Below are 20743 nucleotides of genomic sequence, written 5' to 3' on the forward strand. Positions count from 1 at the left end.
TTTTTGATGAATATCTTCCTAAATGGAATTATAGAGCCATTCCTCAAAATAACTGAAATGCATAAGTTATTTATTTTTCATTCCTAAGTCCAAATCGTACCGTTCTCGCAAAACTGCTCTAGGTTTTCCTTACAGTTAGCACAGGTAAGGCAAGAATCGACCAAACAACCCACCCCAACCGTATCTCCTTCTTTAAATGTATTGACTTTCGCACCAACGTTGGTAACCCGCCCGACGATTTCGTGACCAGGGACGCAGGGGTAGGTAGTACTGTTCCATTCGCTGCGGACGGTGTGCAAATCGGAATGACATACGCCGCAATATAGAATTTCGATCTGTACATCATGCTTGCCAAGTTCTCGGCGTTCAAAGATAAAGGGGGCAAGGGGAATAGTGACGTTTTGGGCAGCGTAGGCATTCGTTTTCATCGTTTTTTCACCTGATTATTTGTGTGGATAAACTCACTTAAACGCTTTCACTAAAGCTTCAAACTGAACTATAGCAATCCGAAATGAGTTGTGAGAGGCGCACCCGCAGGGTGCGCCTCTCACAACTCATTTCGTTATCAGTCGTAAAGGTTTATCAATCTTGTTTTAACGAAGCCATATCAATGACGAAGCGGTATTTCACGTCGCTTTTCACGAGGCGATCGTAGGCTTCATTGATATTTTGGATGGGAATAAGTTCGATATCGGCAGTAACATTGTGCTTACCGCAAAAATCCAGCATCTCTTGCGTTTCTTTAATGCCGCCAATTAGAGAGCCGCTCATACTACGCCGACCGAAAATTAGGCTACCCACCGAAAGCAAAAGCGGATCGGGTGGTACTCCGACTTGAGTGAGGTTGCCGTCCCGTCTCAACAGCAGGAGGTAAGCGTTGATATCATGTTTTGCGGAAACAGTGTCAAGAATGAAGTGGAAACTATTTAGGTGTTTCTGCATCTCGTCTTCATTTTTAGAGTTGACGACTTCATCTGCTCCGAGCCGCAGCGCATCTTCAACTTTGTTCGGGGAGGTAGTGAAGACGACGACATTAGCACCAAGGGCTTTAGCCAATTTCACCCCAACATGTCCTAGCCCACCGAGTCCGACAACGCCTACCTTCTGTCCTTTGGTTACATTGTGATAGCGTAAGGGCGAATAAGTCGTAATCCCAGCGCACAGCAATGGAGCAGTTGTCGCAAGATCCAAATTCTTCGGAATTTTTAGCACAAAATCTTTATCCACGACAATGCTTTCGGAGTATCCACCGTAGGTTATTCCACCATTGTGTTTGTCGGGAGAGTTGTAAGTCCAAATCGTACCGTTTTCGCAGAACTGCTCTAGGTTTTCCTTACAGTTAGCACAGGTAAGACAGGCATCCACCATACAACCCACCCCAACCGTATCGCCTTCTTTAAATTTATTGACCTTCGCACCAACGTTCTTGACCCGCCCGACGATTTCGTGACCGGGGACGCAAGGGTAGGTAGTACTGCTCCATTCGCTGCGGACGGTGTGCAAATCGGAGTGACACACGCCGCAATATAGAATTTCGATCTGCACATCATGCTTGCCAAGTTCTCGGCGTTCAAAGCTAAAGGGTGCAAGGGGAGTTGTGGCATTTTGGGCAGCGTAGGCATTCGTTTTCATCGGTTTTTCTCCTGATTATTTGTTTAGATAAACTTACTTGAGTAGCTAGGCACAATTGAATATAAAGCTAGAGCCATAACCTGTGGCGCACGCTGCGCGTGCGCCACAGGTTTCTTGGGTTTTATATTGAATTAAGCCCACTTACTTAGGTGAATTGTTGGCTTCATTTGCTTCATAAAATGCCCGTGCCTGAGCTAATAGTTGCTCTTCAGTGAGATGTTGTTCGTTGACCACGATCGCCCCAACTATGCGATTAGCAATATTGGGATGATTTTCCGTGAGTTCATCTACTAGATAATCCATAGCACTGCTGGCTCCAGTTGAGCTACCAAAGATCAAAATCTGTTCCGCACCTTTTAAGGTTGCGGCGATCGCATCATAGAAAGACTTAAGTTCAGGTTGCCCCTTAGCATTGTCATGCAGATTGTGGAGATGACGGTGCGTTCCATCTGGGTCGTAAGGGATGATATCCTCAGGCACTGAATCTCGCACTTCTGTTTTATAGATCCGAGCCTCACGGTGATTAATTACAACTAGCAAATGGTTTCCATCCTCAGTTGGATCTGCCAATTCAGGCACACTGGAACGTTCCAGAAAATGCCGAATCTGCATCAATTCTCTAGTATCGGATAGATCTTTATGCTTGGGAGGATGGAGGACTAGCACTTCGCCATGCCTTGTATATTTGAGATTGCCGTTATGCTCTTCAGTTACTTCAGCTATTGCCTCAAGCATTGACCGCACGTCATGCCATTGCAAATTATGGGCGATCGGATGCTGAAAGATCCCTTTGTAAGTGGTTTGATGAACCTTGGACATTGATATTTCCATTGACTTTATCCTTGGGGTTAATTTTTAGTTGAGATTAAGCTGTCACAATTTTTGTTTCTACGCCGCTAGCTTGGCTTCAAGGGAGAAATATGCTTTTTTTCATGTTCCCACTCCTTCCATCGCAGCATTGTATACGCCCTGACATGCTGCCCAGTTACACTTAGTTCGATGTAACAGAGCCTGCTGCGCCTTTGATACATTCGCCTCTTTACCTTGCCAAATCTCCAAAGCTGGTTGCTGGATAGCACGGGCGAAGGAAAATGCCAATGCCCAAGGCGATCGCGATTTGAATCTAAAATTCATCGCATTCAATCGAGCCGAGGCTAGTTCAGCAGATTGTCCACCTGACAAGAACGCAATAGTCGGAACAGCAGCAGGGACTACCCGTGATAGACAGTTCACCGTAGCATCAGCCACCTCGTCCACCGATTCCTGTTGAGAACAGGTCAATCCCGAAAGCACCATATTGGGCTTCAGGATCATGCCCTCTAACATTACCCTCTGTGTGTAGAGTTGGTTGAAGACAGTTCGCAGGACTTCCTCTGTAATCTCGCTGCACTGTGACAGACTATGGACTCCATCCATCAGCACTTCTGGCTCGACAATCGGAACCAGTCCAGTTTCTTGGCACAACGCCGCATAGCGAGCCAGCGATTGGGCATTGGCTTCGATACAACCCCGACTGGGAATGCCATCAGCAATAGTAATCACCGCACGCCACTTGGCAAAACGCGCACCCATTTGAAAATATTCCTTGAGGCGATCGCGCAAGCCATCCAGACCTTCGGTAATCTTTTCTCTAGGATGACCTGCCATATCCTTAGCACCGATGTCAACTTTAATTCCCGTAATTATTCCTGCATCGGAGAGCACCTTAATAAAAGAAGTGCCATCTTTCTTGTGTTGTCGGATCGTTTCATCGTAAAGAATCACGCCACTAATGTACTCACTAAGACTGGGCGTGGTGATAATTAACTCTCGATAAGCCCGTCGAGATTCTTCGGTCTGGGGAATGCTTAACTTTGCGAATCGTCTGTTACAGGTGGGATTGCTCTCATCCATTGCCAATAGACCCTTATTGTTAGCAACAAGCGACTTTGCAGTTTCCATCAAATCTTGAACATTCATTTCGGGTTGGTTTCCATCATTTAAGCTTCCTGTGTAACACCGATTCCAATTGTGTGGGGAGGCTCGTTGGCAATTAAGTCCTCTACCCAGTATCCTTGTCGGTTGTAATGAAGATGCAATTTAGTCTCATAATCCAGAGTTAGTAGAGACTCGTCTGTATATTCTGGCGATCGCTTGATAGTTTCGCGAGAATGATTCACAAATACTTTTGACTCATCCCAACTAACGCGATCGATCCATTGCGGTGAAAGTAGGAGCTTTTTCCCTGACCACCAGTTGGCTGTATTGATGATCAGATAACGAATCGTCCATGTCTCATCGTCAATAATAAAGTCCTCAATATGACCAATCTCGCCATCTGTGGCTTGGATGTGATAGCCATTCACCGCATCGGTGCTACGCAAGTGGGAGTCCCACGATTTCTCTTCTCGATTTATTTCCGTCGATAGTTCGGGGTTATGCTGAATGTATGGATAGGCTCCCCACATATATGAACCACTCCAATACATCGGGTATCCATAATACCCAAAGTAGGACATTTCAAATTGCTTGGAAACAGGTTTGTGACTACTCAAGGAAGGACTACTTTCAATTTGCTTTTTAGTCAAATTGATCGTGATGTCATGTTGTTCCTTAATCACTGCAACCAGCGCATAGGGAGAGAGCAGTACCTGCCGCCCCGTAAGCCAGTTTCCTGTGTCAGCGACTAAATAGCGAATTGTCCAATACTGATCGTCGAAGTAGAATTCTTTGACTTTCCCGATTTCACCATCAAGGCTATTTAAACTATACCCATTAAGTGTTTTGGCTTTATTTAACATCTTCGATTCCTAATCGCTAAGTATTGTAATTTTTTTTGAATAGAGATTTAGTCGTTAAATAGGCAAGCAATATTAGAAACCATTTAAGAATTGTCTAGATCCCCCCCAGCCCCCCTTAAAAAGGGGGGAGAATTAAATTCTTCCCCCTTTTTAAGGGGGATTGAGGGGGATCTCTTAGAGCTTTTGACCGCAGAAAGTAATTCTTAAATGGTTTCTTAAGTCATCTTTTTTGAATTCCAATTAAAAATGTTTAGACGAAATCAAACATTTTTCTACTTGATACCATTCTGTTATGAGGATGCTTGAAATCATGTATATGCGATCGCATGAATTGTATGATTAGTGTGAGCTGTATTAAATCTTTACGTGAATAAGATTGTGGCAACGCAATTAATCATCTTTCTAACAGCAATGGTTTTACTGCATCTCCATTCCCTCTCCCCTCAACACAAGTCTTTGTAAAGATTTGTGAGAATTTCAGACTATCCATTTAACTTATACGTTGAACGTACAGGATCTCAAACAACACAATGCGATGTTAATCGATATGTAATGCGATTCAGTAAAGGAGATAGTCGATGAGTAAGAATAAAGTAGGGCTGTGGATTGACCATAGAAAAGCTGTTGTCGTATCTATTACCGAGAAAGGGGAAGAGATAAAAGAGATAGAATCAGAAGTTGAAAAACAGCCTCGGCGTTCTGGTGACTCACCTCTTAAAGGTACATACGAACCAGTTCAAGTCCCTGCTGATGATATCCTCCAGAGAACTTTCACAGGAAGTTTAAATGTCTACTATGACAAGGTTATTGACTCTATTGGTAGCGCTGAATCTATTCTGATATTTGGTCCAAGTACGGCAAAAGACGAACTCAAAGAACGGCTTAAAGAGAACAATCTCGATAGTCGCATCGTTGGTATCGAGACGGTTGACAAGATGACAGATCATCAGATTGCAGCAAAAACAAGAGAGAACTTTGCCAAATCTTGACGATTTAGCGACACTGAAAAATTGAAAAATTTTATGCAGACTTTAAATCAGACTACAAGTTCATCTAAAAGCCAAAAGCCTAGCACCTTTAAGGATTCATCCGCGTCACTCATCAGCATTGCCCAGAGCAATGTGGATGAAGTTCTCCACTTATTTGAAACTGAGTTAGAGGGACTGAGCGAACCTGAAGCTAAGCAGAGGTTAGATAAATATGGACTAAATGAAATTGCTCGTGAGAAGAAGATTGCGTGGTATGTACAACTGTTGAAAACAGTGACTAATCCTCTCTCGCTTTTACTGATTGTTTTAGCGATCGTTTCGTTGTTTACTGGAAGTACAACCGCCGCTTTGATCATTTTTATAATGGTACTTTTTGGTGGATTATTGCGGTTCTCGCAAGAGTTCAAATCGAATAAAGCTGCCGAAAAATTACGGGAAATGGTGAGTGCCAAGGCAACTGTTAATCGCAAGAATGATAGTCAAAATGATAAAAGAGAGACTGCATCCCCATCTAAAGATGTCAAAGCCATAACCAAAGGCGCAGAAATTGAAGTAAAGCTGCTAGTGCCTGGAGATATTATTTTTCTATCCGCAGGAGATATGATTCCTGCGGATATCAGACTGATTGAGGCGAAGGATCTATTTCTGAGTCAGTCAACTCTCACGGGGGAGTCTCTCCCTGCCGAAAAGCATGTAGACCTAAGCGATCGCAATGAGAAAAATCCCCTAGAGCTAGCCAACCTCTGTTTTATGGGTACGGCGGTAGTCAGTGGCTCAGGAACAGCGGTGGTCGTAGAAACTGGCGGACATACTTACCTTGCCTCATTAGCAAAAACTGTCAGTGGTAGCAAGCCCCGCACAAGTTTTAATAAAGGTGTCAATGGTGTAACCATGCTGCTGTTGCGCTTTATGTTGGTCATGGCTCCCTTAGTTTTTTTGATTAATGGCATATTTAAAAAGAACTGGGTCGAGGCGTTTACTTTTGGTTTATCGGTAGCTGTGGGGCTTGCCCCAGAAATGCTGCCTGTGATTGTCACCGCCAATTTAGCGAAAGGTGCGATCGCGATGTCTGACAAAAAGGTGATTGTCAAAAACATTGATGCGATTCAAGACTTTGGCTCAATGAATATTCTCTGTACAGACAAAACGGGGACTTTGACCCAAGACAAAATCGTTTTGCAGAGACACTTAGATCCCTACGGACAAGAAAGTACCGATGTTCTTAAATACGCCTATCTCAATAGTTTCTATCAGACTGGTTTAAAGAATTTATTAGATATCGCCGTTCTTGAACATGATCAAGAACTTGAATCCTTAGAAATTGAGAAAAACTATCAGAAGTTTGATGAAATTCCCTTTGATTTTGTACGTCGGCGGATGTCCGTTGTCATCGAAGAAATGGGAAAACAACATGTGCTGATTTGCAAAGGTGCTGTAGAGGAAGTTCTCAAGGTTTGCACTCAACTTAAAGTCCACGATCGCGTTGAGGTAATGGATGATGCCGCTCGCACTAAAGTTGCTGATTTACAAAAATCTCTCAACTCTGATGGATTAAGAGTAATTGCTGTAGCCTATAAAGTGATGCCAACCGATCAAGCCCATTATGCAATTAACGATGAGAGTGATCTGATTCTACTGGGAAATATTGCCTTTCTCGATCCACCCAAAGATTCTGCTGCGGAAGCGATTAAAGCTCTCAAGCGCTCTGGTGTTGATGTCAAAATCTTAACTGGCGATAATGAAATCATTACTCAGAAAATCTGTAAAGATGTCGGATTGCCCGTCCAAAATGTTCTATTAGGTAGTGATATTGAAGCTTTGTCGGACGATAAACTTGCCGAAGTCGCCGCAACCACTACTATTTTTGCAAAATTTTCTCCCACTCAAAAAGCCAAAGTTATTCAAGTTCTACGCAAAAAAGGGCTTGTTGTGGGGTATATGGGCGATGGTATCAATGATGCGGCGGCTCTGCGAGAAGCTGATGTGGGGATCTCCGTGGATACTGCCGTAGATATTGCCAAAGAAGCCGCCGATATCATTTTATTGGAAAAGAATTTGTTAATTCTCGAATCTGGCGTAATGGAAGGTCGCAGAACCTTTGCCAATATCATCAAATATATCAGGATGGGGACTAGCTCTAATTTTGGCAATATGTTTAGTGTATTGGGCGCGAGTGCATTACTCCCCTTTTTACCGATGCAACCAGTCCAGATATTAATCAATAATCTTCTCTACGATTTTTCGCAAACGGGAATTCCCTTTGATGATGTCGATCGCGAAGATTTAGCCAAGCCTCCGCAATGGAAAATTGATAATATTCAGCGCTTTATGATCTTTATTGGACCGATCAGTTCTGTTTTTGACTATGCGACCTATGCCTTGATGTGGTTTGTATTTGGGGCAACAACTAGAGACAATCAAGCTCTTTTTCAAACAGGTTGGTTTGTGGAAAGTCTGATGACGCAAACGCTGATCGTTCATGTCATTCGCACTTCTAAGATTCCCTTCTTCCAGAGTCGAGCTTCTTTGCCAATGCTGATGATTACCGCTACGATCATGGGCATCGGCTTATATTTACCCTTTTCACCGATCGCCTCAAGTTTAGGGTTTGTTCCATTACCAGCCGTTTACTTTGTCTGGCTAGCTTTCATCCTCACTTCCTATTGCATCCTGACTCAGTTTGTAAAGACTTGGTTTATCAAAAAATATGGCTACAGTTAAAACTGACTTTAAAGACTATTACAGCGTCTTGGGAGTGAGCAAAACCGCCACTCCTGAAGAAATCAAGCGAGCATATCGGAAGATTGCCCGTAAGCATCATCCAGACCTCAATCCTGGGGATGAAGAAGCAGAGGCAAAGTTTAAAGATCTAAATGAAGCGAATGAAGTACTCTCCGATCCAGAGAAGCGTGAGAAGTACGATCGCTTTGGACAGCATTGGAACCAACCTAATTACACTGAAGCGCCACCACCAAGTGAAACTAATACTGGGAATGGCTTCGATCAGTATGGAGACTTTGATTCGTTTATTAACGATCTTCTAGGGCGATCGCAACGTCGAACCTCCAGTGACGGATTTCGCTCTCAAGCACCTGCACCAGATACCGAAGCTGCGATCGTCCTCACCTTTTCCGAAGCATTTCATGGTGTTCAGAAGCGCTTACAACTTGATAATGATACGATCAATGTTCGCATTCCCGCAGGGGCAACAACAGGAAGCCGAATTAGACTCAAGGGCAAAGGTCGCCCTAGTCCCTTCTCTCAACAGCGTGGCGATTTGTATCTCACGATTGAATTGTTACCGCATTCCTTCTTTCACTTTGAAGGCGATCGCTTTGTGTGTAATGTCCCAATTCGTCCCGATGAAGCAGTTTTAGGTGCGGAAATCAATGTGCCGACACCCGATGGCAGCGTGACCATGAAAGTCCCGAAAGGATTACAAACGGGACAATCCCTAAGGTTGCGTGGCAAAGGTTGGACATTGCCCAAAGGCGGACGCGGTGATTTATTTGCCAAACTTCAGATCGTTACGCCACAAGATCTGAATGCGATCGAGCAAGAATGTTACGAAAAAATCCAAGCCAACACCAGCTTTGACCCACGCATTCACTTAGAGGAGATTAAGTTATGAACGAAGTTCTTTCAACAAGCCATTCATCAAGTCTCTCAACGATGGTAGTTTCCCTCGAAGGTGAACAACTTTACACCTTTGAATATGCCGCATCCTTAACAGAGACTTCAATTACAGTTGTACAGGTTTATGTCGAGTTAGGTGTAATCGAGCCAAACGGAACAATGCTCCATTCGCGCGAAATTTCTCGAATTGCTCAAATTCAACGCCTGCGTCGGGACTTGGGGCTAAATCTAGTTGGAGCTGCGATCGTGCTAGATATGGCTCAGGAACTCGCGCAACTACGCGCAAGGCTAAAAGCGCATCAGACCCACCCAGCCAACCAACTATGAGATATCCCAACCAATTGCCAAAATCAGCACCAAAAACACCGCCCGAATCAACTCCCGATCTAGCTATAGATCGAGAACGTTACGAAGTATTGCAACAGTGGGAAGGTTGGCTAGAGATGCCGATGCTAGTGTTGAGTTTTGCTTGGTTAGGACTGCTGATAGTTGAGCTAGTTTGGGGTTTGAATCCGCTTTTAGAGACGATTGGCGTTACCATTTGGATCATTTTCATTTTAGATTTTTGTCTAAAATTCTTGCTTGCGCCACACAAACTTTTTTATCTTAATCACAATTGGCTAATCGCTTTCTCTTTAATCATTCCTGCGTTACGAACTTTAAAGATCGTGCCAATCCTTCGCTCTTTGCAATCAGTTCATGCTGTGAGAGGGTTGCAGTTGTTGGGGATCATGACTAGAACGAATAGGGGAATGCGCTTGCTTGGGACTAGTATGGAACGTCGAGGAATTGGCTATGTGTTCGCCCTAACGGTGATCGTCGCTTTAGCTGGTGCGGCGGGAATCTATACATTTGAGCACAGACTGACCGATGGGGCAGTTGGTATTGCGGATTACGGTACGGCGCTATGGTGGACAGCGATGGTGATGACCACAATCGGCTCGGATTATTTCCCTAAAACTGAGGAAGGACGGGTGCTGTGTTTTTTATTAGCGGTATATGCGATCGCCTTGTGTGGATATGCGACAGCGATATTAGCAACATTTTTTGTCGGTCAAGATGCGGAAAGTGATGAAGCAGAACTTGCGGGTACAAAATCCATTCAAGCATTGCAAGTAGAAATTGCTGCCCTACGCACTGAAATTCAAGCTTTAGCTAAACGCGATTTAGATCATTAATTTGCGATGGATATCGTATTAGCTATTCAACGATCGCCTAGAACTTACGACTTACAGTAATAGCGATCGGCTTCACGAGATAGATGGTTGAAGCGATCGTGTTTGATTCAGGGTCAGATCTGCTATATTTTACGCTGAATGTCTAAATTAAATCTCAATTGCGTAATTTAGGAGACTGTATCTTGCTTTCAAAACAACAGCTTAGAGGGCTTGTACTAGAAGAGATTATCTTAATCCTACTTAGTAAAGCAGGTTATCGAATCCTAAAATCTGGAGAAGATACTTCAATTCGAGATGGATCATCAGGTTTAGAGACACAGGGTCGAGGGGAATGGCATCAAATAGACGCTCTAGTTGCTTATGATCATACACCTGCATTTTTGTATCCTATTAGACTCGCGTTGGAGGCTAAAGCGTATTTACCAACACCTAACTCTAATGGGAAGGTGGGTATTGGAGTAATTCGTAATGCTGTTGGCGTAGTAAAAGATCTTAATGAAAACTACTTCTCCGATCGTGAGCAGACATTGAAACTAAAAAGATATAACTATGTTTATTCAATATTTTCACTTTCTGGCTTTACAGAAAATGCTCAACGTTATGCAGTAGCTCATCAAATTTATTTGATTCAGTACCACCATAATTACCTTTTTGATAATATTAAAAATTTACTAAGCCAATTAGAAGGGACGACTGCCAGAGAACTTAGGCAATTAGATATTAGAAGAGGATTGAGGTTGGTGTTAGAGAATCCAGACCAACACAGAGGAAATTTACAAGAAATATTTAGAAATGAGGCTGAGTTAATAAGAGAATTGTTAGATGAAGTTCGCTATATCGGAAGTTCATATTTTGGTTTGCTTAACGGTGAATATCCTGTTCACATTTTTTCTGAACGCCCTATTAATAATCTCGATAGAGATGAATATGTGATCCCTATATGGGTTGATGAGAATGGGATGGTCATAATTGAATTAATGAATAACAACCTCTATTTTGAGTTACCTGAAGTTGTAGCCCAAATATTGAAAGAAGTGTGGACAGATAATCTTAGAGTGGCTAACCTAAAAAGGAGAAATTTATCTTTTATAACTCTGTCTGGAATTATAGGAAATGTTAGACGAAATATAAGGTTGACATTAGATCTCAACTGGTTAGATCAGTATTTATCAGCGCAACAAAATATTGAATGAAGTGAAACAATCAACTAGAAATATACGCAAGAATTGATCGCCTAGAAATTACGACTTAAGGTAAAAGCGATCGCCTTTAGAAGATAGATTGTTGGTGCGATCGCCATAACTTAGCTATAAAGAGAAACAACATTAATTGCAATTTGTATCGTAATTAATCAATTCATACAGCAAATAAAACAAGTACCTGTCAGATTAATGATGGAAGCCTAATTTGCCTAATAGATGCGTTACTTTGTATGAATAGAACAAAATTCATTGGCATTGTTGGAGGCTCAATCATTACCACCGTGGCAACAGGTTACTTACTAAGCGATAAAAGCAATCTTTTAAGGAAGGATATTAAATTGATAGATTCTAGCAATGTAACCCTAAAACCAGACGAAGCTGAGATTTTGCATCTCGCATCCCTCGCATCCAGCGCTCACAATGCTCAGCCGTGGTTTGTCCAATACCTCAAACCCTATAACTGGATTATTGGCAACGATAAAAGTAAGTGGCTACCTGCCGTTGACCCAACTCAGCGAGAAACGATTTTATCAATTGGAGCGTTCATTCAAAATCTAGAATATGCTGCTAGCTCTTTTGGCTATATTTGCCACTGGAATTTGCTTGCTAAGACAAATCAGGACGAGCAAGTAGTGTCCGTAAAACTAAATAAAATAGAATCAAAAAATCCATTTGATATCTCCAAAATCAAAGAGCGCCGAACCGTGCGTTCTAATTTCTTAAATGATGAGCTAAAAACAGAAGATCTCCAATATCTTATGAATTTAGAATCAGAATTTATGCACTATCTGCCTGCTGTTAGCAAAGAAGGTCAATTTATCAACGAAGGAACCATAGTCGCCAATCGTATACAAACATACCGAGATCCCGCACAGCAGGAGTTATCCGACTGGATTAGATTTTCCACTAAGGATGCTGAGAAATATCGTGATGGACTGACCACAGCAAGCATGGAAATTGAAGGTTTTTCTGGTTGGATAGTACGCAATTTTTATAACAAAGATAGCGTGATGAATAAGGATTTCCGAGAGGTGGGTCTGAATAAGGTTAAGCAGCAAGTATCAGAATCGGCAGGTTGGATTCTAATTACCAGTAAGGATAATTCTGTCGCGACATTGCTGGAGACTGGGCGCAGAATGGAAAGAATTTTTTTAAAAGTACGAGAAAAGAATATTGCCATTCACCCAATGACTCAGATACTAGAAGAATCATCAACGCGACAAGAGCTAAATCAAGCGATCGGCATTAGCGAGAATATTCAATTTATTTTGCGAGTGGGTTATTTGAAGGATTATCCGCAGCCAGTTTCACTACGCCGCCCCGTTGATTGGTTTATACGATCAACGTGAGTGGAGCAATACCCTAAAAGGTAAAAATATGAAACGAGAAAAGCGATCGCTAAACCAAATTGGATTTTTTCTACTTTATACTTTTTCGATAAGTTGGCTCTCTTGGCTGATTATTATCATTGGGAACAGATATTTTAACGCTCTTTGGTATGGTGAGCCTTTATTTTGGATACCTTACGCGATCGGCAGTTGGGGAGCAGTCATTAGTTCCTACATTATTTATCGACAGTTCAAGGAAGATTTTAGCGAAGCATCTTTTGTTAAGTTTGTCTTTGGTAAAAAAATAGACGGAAAAGTATGGCTGATATTTGGATTATTTACAATTTGGCGTTTATTGATGATTTGGCTTGCTTTTGGTATCAATAAGCCTATCTCAATTCTCTCGATAATTATTAACTTACCACTGCTCATTCTTTTAGGTGGATTAGAAGAATTAGGTTGGCGGGGAATTTTACAACCTCAATTAGAAAAAGCAATTAATTACTTGCCCTCTATCCTTATAGTAGGAACTATTTGGAGTATATGGCATTTACCGCTATGGATGATCAAAGGGACAGTCCAAAGTTCATTTCCCTTTGGATTATATTTGTTTTCAGGAATAATTTTAACTGCTAGTTTTACAACTCTCTATAAATACACAAACAACTTATTGCTTTGTATCTTAAGCCATGCTTGGTTTAATGGATGTATTGGATTAGCTCTATATGTCGGAAATAATGGAACCTTACAGCTAGATTTGAATTGGAAAGTATTTGCAGTTTTTTCCATCGAACTAATAGTGTCTATCATTTTAGGAATCGCGTATAGCCGTAAGAATCCCCTTGTGTTAAACAATGATTTCAAAACCAGAAAAAGAAATTTATTTGACAAAAAATCATGAATAACAGCAAACTAGAAAATCGCTCACCCTTAAAATTCTTTCTACTTGTTTATGGGCTTTCGATCCCTTTATGGATAATTGAGACAAGAATTGACGTTAAAGGACTACCATTAGATATTCCCATAACAGATATATTAGCTGCATTTACACCATTGATAGCGGCTAGCATTCTCACTTACAAAGAAGAAGGATATATTGGTATTAGCAATCTGTTTAAGAGGGTTTTAGACTTTTCAAGAATTACAAAAAAGATATGGTACTTGCCGATCGCTTTGCTGCCATTTTTAATGTATTTATTGATATACATAGTAATTCACCTCATCGGATTACCGCTTACGACTAATTTTGATGTTCCTTTTCTTTCTATCCCTTTTCTTTTTTGTCTATTTTTTATCGGAGCCGTGGCAGAAGAAATTGGCTATATGGGTTATGCGATCGCTCCTATGCAAGAACGGTTTGGCGCTTTATCAGCAAGTATTCTTATCGGTATACCTTGGGCAGTATGGCATTACCCGTCAATAATTCAACAGGGACACAAACTAACTTGGATAGCTTGGGCAACTCTCGGTACTGTTGCTGTCAGAGTTCTGATTGTTTGGATTTATAACAACACAGGAGAAAGTTTATTTGCTTGCATCCTATTTCATACTTTGTTGAATGTAGGAAGACCTTTGTTCCCAAGAGATGGAATACATAATCCGTTGGTTGATTATCCAGAAGTTCACTATTCAATAATGGCAATTACTGCTGTTATTGTTGTCTTTCTATGGGGATCAAATACATTGAATCGATATAGATACACCTGATTTAGCATCAAGCGTCATGTTTTGTATCGTAATCAATCAATTCAATCAACTCATTCAGGAAGTCATACGATCGCCTGTCACGCTTAAAGATTTGGTATGAGCGGAAGATATTAACTTATACCAAAACTAAAAATGGCTATGCCATTTTTAGTTTTGAAAACCCTCATTGGGTTTGGTTTTTAATTCACGAAAGTGTGACAACACTTTCGTGAATTGGTATTAGTCAAACAATGACAAACTGCTGACAGCTCCGAATTGCAACAGAATAACCACTATCGAATCTCTCCATAAATGTTCATCTTTAAAGAACTTTATAATCTAATTGAGGCAATACTCCATGAAAAAAGTACCTTTCTTCGATCGCCGCTTATTTCTATTAGGAATATCTTTATGGCTCTATATGATGGGACTAGTTTTCCCAGCGCTTGCCTTTGAGATCGTCAATTACAAGACAGTACACTCAGGAATCATCATTGATATGAAGGGAATAGAAGTGACAGCTTGGGGAGTACTCGGATTGTTATTTCTGCAAATACCCGCGATCGGCTGGTTAGCAAATCCACTTTATTGGCTTTCCTGTGTATTTTTTGTAAAGAAGAAATATCAGCTCTCTATAGCTTTTACTATTACCGCAATTATTGTTGGTTTTCTAGGAACAATATCCGCATATTGGTTTGCTTTGCCAAATGGCAGTAGTCCTGATAGTCAAATTCTATTAACTAAATTATTACTTGGTTTTTGGTTATGGCTTGCTGCTCCTACATTTCTGATGATTGTTGATTTTGTCTATCTACAATATAGGAGCCGCTCCAATGCCCATGAATAAAAAAAAGAGATTCATAAAACTAAATATATATAAACTGCCAATTTTGTTGGTAGCAATGATTTTCTCTGTACTTAATTTTGAAGATAAGGCGATCGCGCAATCTGCCGATGTGCCAAAACCTGATCTTAGCGGAGACTTTAGCAGCATATTTCTACAAGGAAACCGTGGCTTTTATGCTGTTCAAAAGTGGTTAATTATTCAGTCTGTAGAATCAGAAGCGAATGGAGGTACTGTAAATTGTCGGTACACCCCGAATGGAGAGATAAGATCGCGCATTCAGAGAGGTGCTATTCTTACGGCTGTTTTTAACAAAACTGCGATGGGTCGAGTCCCCAATCCCCATACCTCAGCCGATGATGCCATCGTTTTAGACAGTAGTGGCTCCCCTTGGTTGCGGGTAATCGGCACAAGAGAGGAGTTAGCTTATCCCGTCAAACCTCTGATTTTTTATGACTTAGGAGAATGCTATGTGAGGGCTAATTTAAAATATATTGCTCCCATTAATCCTGATGCAATCAATTTATACGATCAAAAAATATCTCGTTCTTACTGTACTAGTAAACCTTTATATTGCTTACCTAGCATCTCTCAATGGCTATCACTAAGATAGTTATTTTCAGTACACCCAATTAACGACGATGGTTTAGTCTGCCTAGATTTTGGGAGTCTTGATCAGCAAGGGATACAGTATCTCCTATTTAATATTTCACATTTCATGAATATGAAAAAGAATAAAAATAATGGATAACAGTATATTTAAAAAACACTCACCTATAAAATTCTTTTTGTTGGTTTTGTTACTGTCAATTCCATTCTGGATATTGGCTGCTATGACTAGAGATTTAACTGAAGTACTGCCTATAAAGCTGCCAATAAGCGCATTAATGGCTTTTTGTCCTTTATTAGCGGCAGCAATTCTTGTTTATAAAGAACAAAATATTCAGGGAGTTAAAGAACTTTTAAAACTATCTTTCGACTTTCAAAAAATCAAAGACAAAAAATGGTATATACCAGTTCTTCTTCTCATGCCCACCATAGCAGCACTTTCTTATCTGTACTTGAAGATAACAGGAGCGATACTACCCGAACCGCCAACACCATTTCTATCTGTTATCATCTTTTTCTTTGTATATTTTATTGGTGCGATCGGCGAAGAAGTGGGTTGGAGCGGTTATGTTACCGAGCCTTTGCAAAACCAGCATGGGGCTTTTAAAGCTAGTATCATCATCGGTTTTATTTGGGCAATATGGCATATTATTCCCTATAGCTAAGCGCATCAAACGCCAGTATGGATATTTTGGCAATGTATCGGCACAGTTTTTTTGCGAACAATTATGGTTTGGATTTTCAACAATACTAATAAAAGTGTTTTTGCGATGATTCTCTTTCATTCCATGAATAATATAAGTCCGTATCTATTCCCAAGTAACGGTTCGCATTATGACCCGTTTATCTTTGCTGTTTTATTAGCGATTACAGCGATCGCAATAACTTGGTTATGGGGAACAGAAACTCTGGGTAAATATCGTTTTTTAGTCCAATCAGGATCGAGAGGTGAGGCATGACCAACTCAAAGCATATAGGAGAACTGCTGGGACCAACCCTAATGGTAATAGGTGCTTCAGAGTTTCCGCTTATTCAACCGCATCTCTACGAAGAACAGATTCCACCAGTCGTCTACCTCTCTGGAGTTCTCATGTTCATTGCGGGTTTGGCTATTGTGCGATCGCATAACCTATGGCAACGTGACTGGACTCTATTGATTACAATCTGTGGCTGGTTCTTGCTGGCTCTCGGACTGTTCCGAATGTTCGCTGCTAGTTTCTATCGACTTGCCACTGGTAACACGAATTCACTCTTCTTCATGATTGTCGAATGTATCCTATTTGCAATTGGTTCTTTGATAACGTGGAAGGCATATGCCCGTGACGCTAAATCATAAGGAGGCATTTCAATCCTTTTTAGGAGATAGATTGTTGAGGCGATCTCGATAACTTTGCTATAGGGGAGCAGAAACTTTGGGTAAATATAAATTCTCTCAACGAGCTATTTAAGTTTGATTCTATTCATTCAGTTACATTTTGTAGCGTATTCAATCAACTCACTCAAGAAATCAAGCGATCGCCTTTCACACTTAAAGCTTTGGTATAAGTGAAAAATATTAACTTCTCCCCTTTAATCGAACAATGGCGAACTGCTGACAGCTATAAGTTGCAACAGAATAACTGCGAAGGTTTGTTGTTTTTATATGAAAGGGATTTCAAAGGTAGGTCAGATATTGTTTGGAAATTTGATGTTTTGGGAACCTAGAAGGTCAGTCTGAGATATTTAAATCTATTCACACATCATATACTATGAGCCAGAAGTCATCTTCCAACCCGTGGCAAATCCTTAGTAACTCAGCCCTTCTACGCTTTCTGCTGCTGTTTGGCTGTAGTTGGGCTACGGTGTTGCTGATTAATTATTTTTATACTACGATCGCCCTCTTCACCGCAGCCAGTATCTTTGCGGTGCTACTAAATTATCCTGTGGTCTGGCTATCGCTTTATATGCCCAGAAAACTGGCAATTACAGTCACCTTTATCGGGGCAGTCACTTTATTGCTTGGTTTAGCCATGCTGATTGGTCTGGAAGTGTTAAATCAGGGACAGAGTTTGCTAACCCAGATTAGAAATACGTTGAACCAGCCAGATCTTTTACCATTTTTGGATTCCCTCAAGCAACTGGATATTAGACAAGTAATAGAAACGCTCCAAACGAGTTTAGCATCTGGTTTAGGAGTCGTTAAAAGTATCTTTTCTAGCGTCTTGATCGGGGTTTTTTGGGCGGTTATCAGCTTGTATATGCTGATTGACGGTGAAAAGCTGTGGAAATTATCGCTGCGGCTATTGCCAGTCGCCTACCGCGATCGCTTTGCTAAAACCTTTCAGCAAAGTTTTATCGGATTTTTACGCGGACAACTGCTGTTGATGCTGTTTCTCTCTGGCTCCTCCTTGCTAATTTTTCCATTTTTGGGGGTGAACTATGCCCTGTTTTTGGCGATCGTTCTTGGCTTAATCGATTTGATCCCCGGCATTGGAGCCACCTTGGGAATTACGCTAGTTACCCTTTTAGTCTTAGCCTCCCAAGGAAGTGAGATCGCCTTAAGAGTGTTGATTGCCAGCATCGTGTTAGGTCAAATTCAGGATAACGTAGTGCAACCGAAAGTAATGGGCAATGTCCTAGAGTTAAATCCTGTGCTGCTATTTCTATCGCTGTTTATTGGCGAACGAATGGCTGGATTATTGGGCGTTTTTCTTGCCATTCCGATCGCTGGTATGATTGCCGCATGGATGAGATCAGCCAAAGCAGAACCAAATCCAGTTTTGGAAGAAGTTCCAGAGGAAATTGTCGAACAATAGCAAAATCATTCCACCTAAAAATCAGGACTCATAGTAATAGCGATCGCCTTTAGAAGATATATCGTTAATGCGATCGTCTAGAAATCACGACTCATAAATAATCCAAAAAAAAAAGATCGGACAATTTAAAACGCTGAAAATAATTCATGATGAGATGCCCTTGAAACTATCTTGATTAAACTCTTTATTTAGCAAAAGTGCTTGACGGGGTATACCGATCGCAATTCCTTCTTTTTGCATTACCATTTGCAGGCGGCGGCGAAACTCTCGACCAACAGCCCATTGCTGAAGCGGTTGAGTCTTGATCCAAATGCGGATCAACATTCCTGAATGTTGAAGCTCGTCAATACCTAAGACTTCTGGCAGTTCTAAAATTTTCGATCGCCATTCAGGTTCAGCATAAATTTCCTGAGATAATTTTTGTAAAACTGCAAAGGCGCGATCGGGATCAGTTTCATAGGATATTTGGATCGTGAGATCGACTCTTGCCCAGTCCTTCGATAAATTCTGAACGATCGAGATCGCGCTGTTAGGAATAGTAATTAGCTGTCCTTCATTATTGCGAATTTGGGTAATCCGTAGATTCATTTTTTCGACTAAACCGCCTAAAGTTCCCACCATAATTACATCACCGACCGCATATTGATCTTCTAAAATAATCAAAAATCCATTGATGATATCTTTAATCAATCCTTGTGCTGCAAATGAAATCGCTAAGCCGACAATTCCCGCACCTGCTAGTAGAGGGATTAAGTCAACTCCAATTACAGATAGTGCCATCAAACTTGCAGCGCAAACCCAAAAAATAGCGACGACATTTGTTAAAACTTGAGTGATTGTAGATACTCTTAATTCCAAGCGTTGAGAGGGTTTCAACATCATAAAATCCTTCTCTTTGATAATCATCGCAAAGCGAGCAATTAGAAGATTACTAATACGGATTAAGACATAGGCGACTAAGATAATTCCTAATACTTGCAGAGGCGTTGAGATAATAAAAGATTGGAGCCAGCGCGTACAAGGGAATAACCCTAAAATCACAAAAACACTGCTTCCGATAATCCCGATTTGCACAATTTGCAAGATTCGCTGCTGGAGATCGTCGAGATTAAACTGTTGCTTCAGAGATAGTTGTTGCTGCAATTCGTTAAGGGGGACTACATCAAGTTTTGCATCTAATTGATCATCAATTTGCGATTCCACTACTTGCTTGCGTTTTTTTAAATATTTTTCCAATTTTGTAATCAGGCGATTAGTCGCAATTGCCGCAATAAAAAGTCCTAATGCTGATAAACTGCGATCGCGTAGGAATGTTGGTTGACGTTCCTGATGCGCTCTAATCAATGCATCACCGATAATTCGCGTTAGAGAATTAGCCCATTGAATCGGATCTCCTCCATGTATTTGAGCATCAAGGGTGGTGACAGTCATTAAATATCGATTGTCAATGTTAATTACAGATTGATCACTTTTTTCATCAAGACTCGTTGTTACTTGCAAGGTATTAGGATCAAAATTGCTATTAGCCACACGATTTAGTTCTTCCTCAATCCCTTTTACTCGTTGCTCAAGGGGAAACTTTTGGTTAACTGAGGGAGCCGCCAGCAGGAACAATTGATAACCATCTAATTTAACAGGTGCGCTATCAACATTGGCAATATTGGAATTGGAATTATAGCGTCCAGATATCAGTTTGTTTAAGTTTAATAGTTCAGATTGTCCCCATGCGATCGGAGTAGAATTTAAGAATAGGGATAGGGCGATCGCGCTAACTAAGAGAATAATCAATAGACCAGCATTACGAAACTGCTTTCCCCAAAAGCTTATTTTGATTTGATTTTGACGATTATTCATAAGGGCGATTATTAAGGAATGGAAAATAAATAACTTATGCAATTAAAACCCAAAATTGGTTGGGGCGGCGAAGCCGCCCCAACCAATTTTGGGTTTTAATAAATTTTCATTCCTAATGATTATTAATGGCATAGAGCGAATTATTTTTATGATTTATATTTGACTCTAGCTAAATTTTGGCAATCAATACAGAACTTTGCTTAACTTTTG

20 protein-coding genes and 1 pseudogene are annotated in these 20743 nt (G+C 40.9%); 15 read left to right on the plus strand and 6 right to left on the minus strand.

The annotated features are described in order from the left end of the window. Positions 1-86: 86 nt before the first annotated feature. The 5 genes and pseudogenes from CQ839_RS16530 to CQ839_RS16550 form a co-directional block, all read right to left on the minus strand. Positions 87-428: pseudogene (locus CQ839_RS16530) on the minus strand (alcohol dehydrogenase catalytic domain-containing protein); the annotation flags it as partial. A gap of 154 nt (positions 429-582) precedes the next feature. After that, positions 583-1632 carry an NAD(P)-dependent alcohol dehydrogenase gene (locus CQ839_RS16535; protein WP_103669398.1) on the minus strand — a complete coding sequence of 350 codons (1050 nt, stop codon included), beginning with the start codon at positions 1630-1632 and terminating at the stop codon, positions 583-585. Positions 1633-1773: 141 nt separating this feature from the next. After that, entirely contained in the window at positions 1774-2451 is a 678-nt protein-coding gene (locus tag CQ839_RS16540) for a hypothetical protein (protein ID WP_103669399.1), read from the minus strand. Between the two features lie 111 nt (positions 2452-2562). Beyond that, positions 2563-3591, minus strand: a complete 1029-nt coding sequence (locus tag CQ839_RS16545; RefSeq protein WP_103669400.1) for a class I fructose-bisphosphate aldolase — start codon at positions 3589-3591, stop codon at positions 2563-2565. A gap of 20 nt (positions 3592-3611) precedes the next feature. Further along, positions 3612-4412, minus strand: a complete 801-nt coding sequence (locus CQ839_RS16550; RefSeq protein ID WP_103669401.1) for a PRC-barrel domain-containing protein — start codon at positions 4410-4412, stop codon at positions 3612-3614. A gap of 578 nt (positions 4413-4990) precedes the next feature. Between CQ839_RS16550 and CQ839_RS16555 the strand changes: the two genes are divergently transcribed. From CQ839_RS16555 to CQ839_RS16625, 15 genes are all read left to right on the plus strand, one after another. Then, positions 4991-5401 (plus strand): hypothetical protein, encoded by a 411-nt coding sequence (locus CQ839_RS16555; protein WP_103669402.1) that lies wholly within the window; start codon positions 4991-4993, stop codon positions 5399-5401. Between the two features lie 33 nt (positions 5402-5434). Next, complete coding sequence (gene mgtA / locus CQ839_RS16560; protein WP_103669403.1) at positions 5435-8122, plus strand: magnesium-translocating P-type ATPase; 2688 nt, start codon at positions 5435-5437, stop codon at positions 8120-8122. Next, positions 8109-9032, plus strand: coding sequence for a DnaJ C-terminal domain-containing protein (locus tag CQ839_RS16565; RefSeq protein ID WP_103669404.1), 924 nt, complete (start codon positions 8109-8111; stop codon positions 9030-9032). Before mgtA ends, CQ839_RS16565 begins: the two co-directional genes overlap by 14 nt. Next, entirely contained in the window at positions 9029-9364 is a 336-nt protein-coding gene (locus tag CQ839_RS16570; RefSeq protein ID WP_103669405.1) for a chaperone modulator CbpM, read from the plus strand. The genes CQ839_RS16565 and CQ839_RS16570 overlap by 4 nt, the downstream gene beginning before the upstream one ends. Continuing rightward, a complete protein-coding gene (locus CQ839_RS16575; RefSeq protein WP_103669406.1) occupies positions 9361-10215 on the plus strand; it encodes a potassium channel family protein in 855 nt (284 codons plus the stop codon). Before CQ839_RS16570 ends, CQ839_RS16575 begins: the two co-directional genes overlap by 4 nt. Before the next feature lie 182 nt (positions 10216-10397). Further along, positions 10398-11408 carry a hypothetical protein gene (locus CQ839_RS16580; RefSeq protein WP_103669407.1) on the plus strand — a complete coding sequence of 337 codons (1011 nt, stop codon included), beginning with the start codon at positions 10398-10400 and terminating at the stop codon, positions 11406-11408. 239 nt (positions 11409-11647) lie between these two features. Next, entirely contained in the window at positions 11648-12766 is a 1119-nt protein-coding gene (locus CQ839_RS16585) for an Acg family FMN-binding oxidoreductase (protein ID WP_103669408.1), read from the plus strand. Between the two features lie 28 nt (positions 12767-12794). Beyond that, positions 12795-13646, plus strand: coding sequence for a CPBP family intramembrane glutamic endopeptidase (locus CQ839_RS16590; protein WP_103669409.1), 852 nt, complete (start codon positions 12795-12797; stop codon positions 13644-13646). Continuing rightward, complete coding sequence (locus CQ839_RS16595; protein ID WP_103669410.1) at positions 13643-14452, plus strand: CPBP family intramembrane glutamic endopeptidase; 810 nt, start codon at positions 13643-13645, stop codon at positions 14450-14452. Before CQ839_RS16590 ends, CQ839_RS16595 begins: the two co-directional genes overlap by 4 nt. 337 nt (positions 14453-14789) lie before the next feature. Continuing rightward, the gene (locus tag CQ839_RS16600) at positions 14790-15278 is read left to right on the plus strand and encodes a hypothetical protein (RefSeq protein ID WP_103669411.1); all 489 of its coding nucleotides are present in this window, start codon (positions 14790-14792) and stop codon (positions 15276-15278) included. Between the two features lie 55 nt (positions 15279-15333). Further along, positions 15334-15888, plus strand: coding sequence for a hypothetical protein (locus tag CQ839_RS16605; protein ID WP_146048754.1), 555 nt, complete (start codon positions 15334-15336; stop codon positions 15886-15888). Between the two features lie 130 nt (positions 15889-16018). Next, positions 16019-16549, plus strand: coding sequence for a CPBP family intramembrane glutamic endopeptidase (locus tag CQ839_RS16610; protein WP_103669413.1), 531 nt, complete (start codon positions 16019-16021; stop codon positions 16547-16549). A 63-nt stretch (positions 16550-16612) separates the two neighbouring features. Then, the gene (locus CQ839_RS25195; RefSeq protein ID WP_103669414.1) at positions 16613-16843 is read left to right on the plus strand and encodes a hypothetical protein; all 231 of its coding nucleotides are present in this window, start codon (positions 16613-16615) and stop codon (positions 16841-16843) included. After that, complete coding sequence (locus CQ839_RS16620) at positions 16840-17220, plus strand: hypothetical protein (RefSeq protein WP_103669415.1); 381 nt, start codon at positions 16840-16842, stop codon at positions 17218-17220. The genes CQ839_RS25195 and CQ839_RS16620 overlap by 4 nt, the downstream gene beginning before the upstream one ends. Before the next feature lie 412 nt (positions 17221-17632). Further along, on the plus strand, positions 17633-18679 hold the full coding sequence (locus CQ839_RS16625) for an AI-2E family transporter (protein WP_103669416.1): 1047 nt from the start codon (positions 17633-17635) through the stop codon (positions 18677-18679). Positions 18680-18823: 144 nt separating this feature from the next. Here CQ839_RS16625 and CQ839_RS16630 read toward each other — a convergent pair whose 3' ends face one another. Beyond that, positions 18824-20533, minus strand: coding sequence for a mechanosensitive ion channel family protein (locus CQ839_RS16630; RefSeq protein WP_103669417.1), 1710 nt, complete (start codon positions 20531-20533; stop codon positions 18824-18826). Positions 20534-20743 lie beyond the last annotated feature (210 nt).

The organism is Pseudanabaena sp. BC1403 (genome assembly GCF_002914585.1).
Taxonomy (GTDB): Bacteria; Cyanobacteriota; Cyanobacteriia; order Pseudanabaenales; family Pseudanabaenaceae; genus Pseudanabaena.

What these genes read in the sequence shown, in the direction of transcription:
- CQ839_RS16585 (WP_103669408.1), top strand. Translation starts at nt 11,648, where the DNA reads ATGAATAGAACAAAATTCATTGGCATTGTTGGAGGCTCAATCATTACC.
- CQ839_RS16590 (WP_103669409.1), top strand. Translation starts at nt 12,795, where the DNA reads ATGAAACGAGAAAAGCGATCGCTAAACCAAATTGGATTTTTTCTACTT.
- CQ839_RS16540 (WP_103669399.1), bottom strand. Translation starts at nt 2,451, where the DNA reads ATGTCCAAGGTTCATCAAACCACTTACAAAGGGATCTTTCAGCATCCG.
- CQ839_RS16610 (WP_103669413.1), top strand. Translation starts at nt 16,019, where the DNA reads ATGGATAACAGTATATTTAAAAAACACTCACCTATAAAATTCTTTTTG.
- mgtA (WP_103669403.1), top strand. Translation starts at nt 5,435, where the DNA reads ATGCAGACTTTAAATCAGACTACAAGTTCATCTAAAAGCCAAAAGCCT.
- CQ839_RS16555 (WP_103669402.1), top strand. Translation starts at nt 4,991, where the DNA reads ATGAGTAAGAATAAAGTAGGGCTGTGGATTGACCATAGAAAAGCTGTT.
- CQ839_RS16605 (WP_146048754.1), top strand. Translation starts at nt 15,334, where the DNA reads ATGATTTTCTCTGTACTTAATTTTGAAGATAAGGCGATCGCGCAATCT.
- CQ839_RS16575 (WP_103669406.1), top strand. Translation starts at nt 9,361, where the DNA reads ATGAGATATCCCAACCAATTGCCAAAATCAGCACCAAAAACACCGCCC.
- CQ839_RS16595 (WP_103669410.1), top strand. Translation starts at nt 13,643, where the DNA reads ATGAATAACAGCAAACTAGAAAATCGCTCACCCTTAAAATTCTTTCTA.
- CQ839_RS16535 (WP_103669398.1), bottom strand. Translation starts at nt 1,632, where the DNA reads ATGAAAACGAATGCCTACGCTGCCCAAAATGCCACAACTCCCCTTGCA.
- CQ839_RS16630 (WP_103669417.1), bottom strand. Translation starts at nt 20,533, where the DNA reads ATGAATAATCGTCAAAATCAAATCAAAATAAGCTTTTGGGGAAAGCAG.
- CQ839_RS25195 (WP_103669414.1), top strand. Translation starts at nt 16,613, where the DNA reads ATGGTTTGGATTTTCAACAATACTAATAAAAGTGTTTTTGCGATGATT.
- CQ839_RS16600 (WP_103669411.1), top strand. Translation starts at nt 14,790, where the DNA reads ATGAAAAAAGTACCTTTCTTCGATCGCCGCTTATTTCTATTAGGAATA.
- CQ839_RS16620 (WP_103669415.1), top strand. Translation starts at nt 16,840, where the DNA reads ATGACCAACTCAAAGCATATAGGAGAACTGCTGGGACCAACCCTAATG.
- CQ839_RS16565 (WP_103669404.1), top strand. Translation starts at nt 8,109, where the DNA reads ATGGCTACAGTTAAAACTGACTTTAAAGACTATTACAGCGTCTTGGGA.
- CQ839_RS16550 (WP_103669401.1), bottom strand. Translation starts at nt 4,412, where the DNA reads ATGTTAAATAAAGCCAAAACACTTAATGGGTATAGTTTAAATAGCCTT.
- CQ839_RS16625 (WP_103669416.1), top strand. Translation starts at nt 17,633, where the DNA reads ATGAGCCAGAAGTCATCTTCCAACCCGTGGCAAATCCTTAGTAACTCA.
- CQ839_RS16570 (WP_103669405.1), top strand. Translation starts at nt 9,029, where the DNA reads ATGAACGAAGTTCTTTCAACAAGCCATTCATCAAGTCTCTCAACGATG.
- CQ839_RS16545 (WP_103669400.1), bottom strand. Translation starts at nt 3,591, where the DNA reads ATGAATGTTCAAGATTTGATGGAAACTGCAAAGTCGCTTGTTGCTAAC.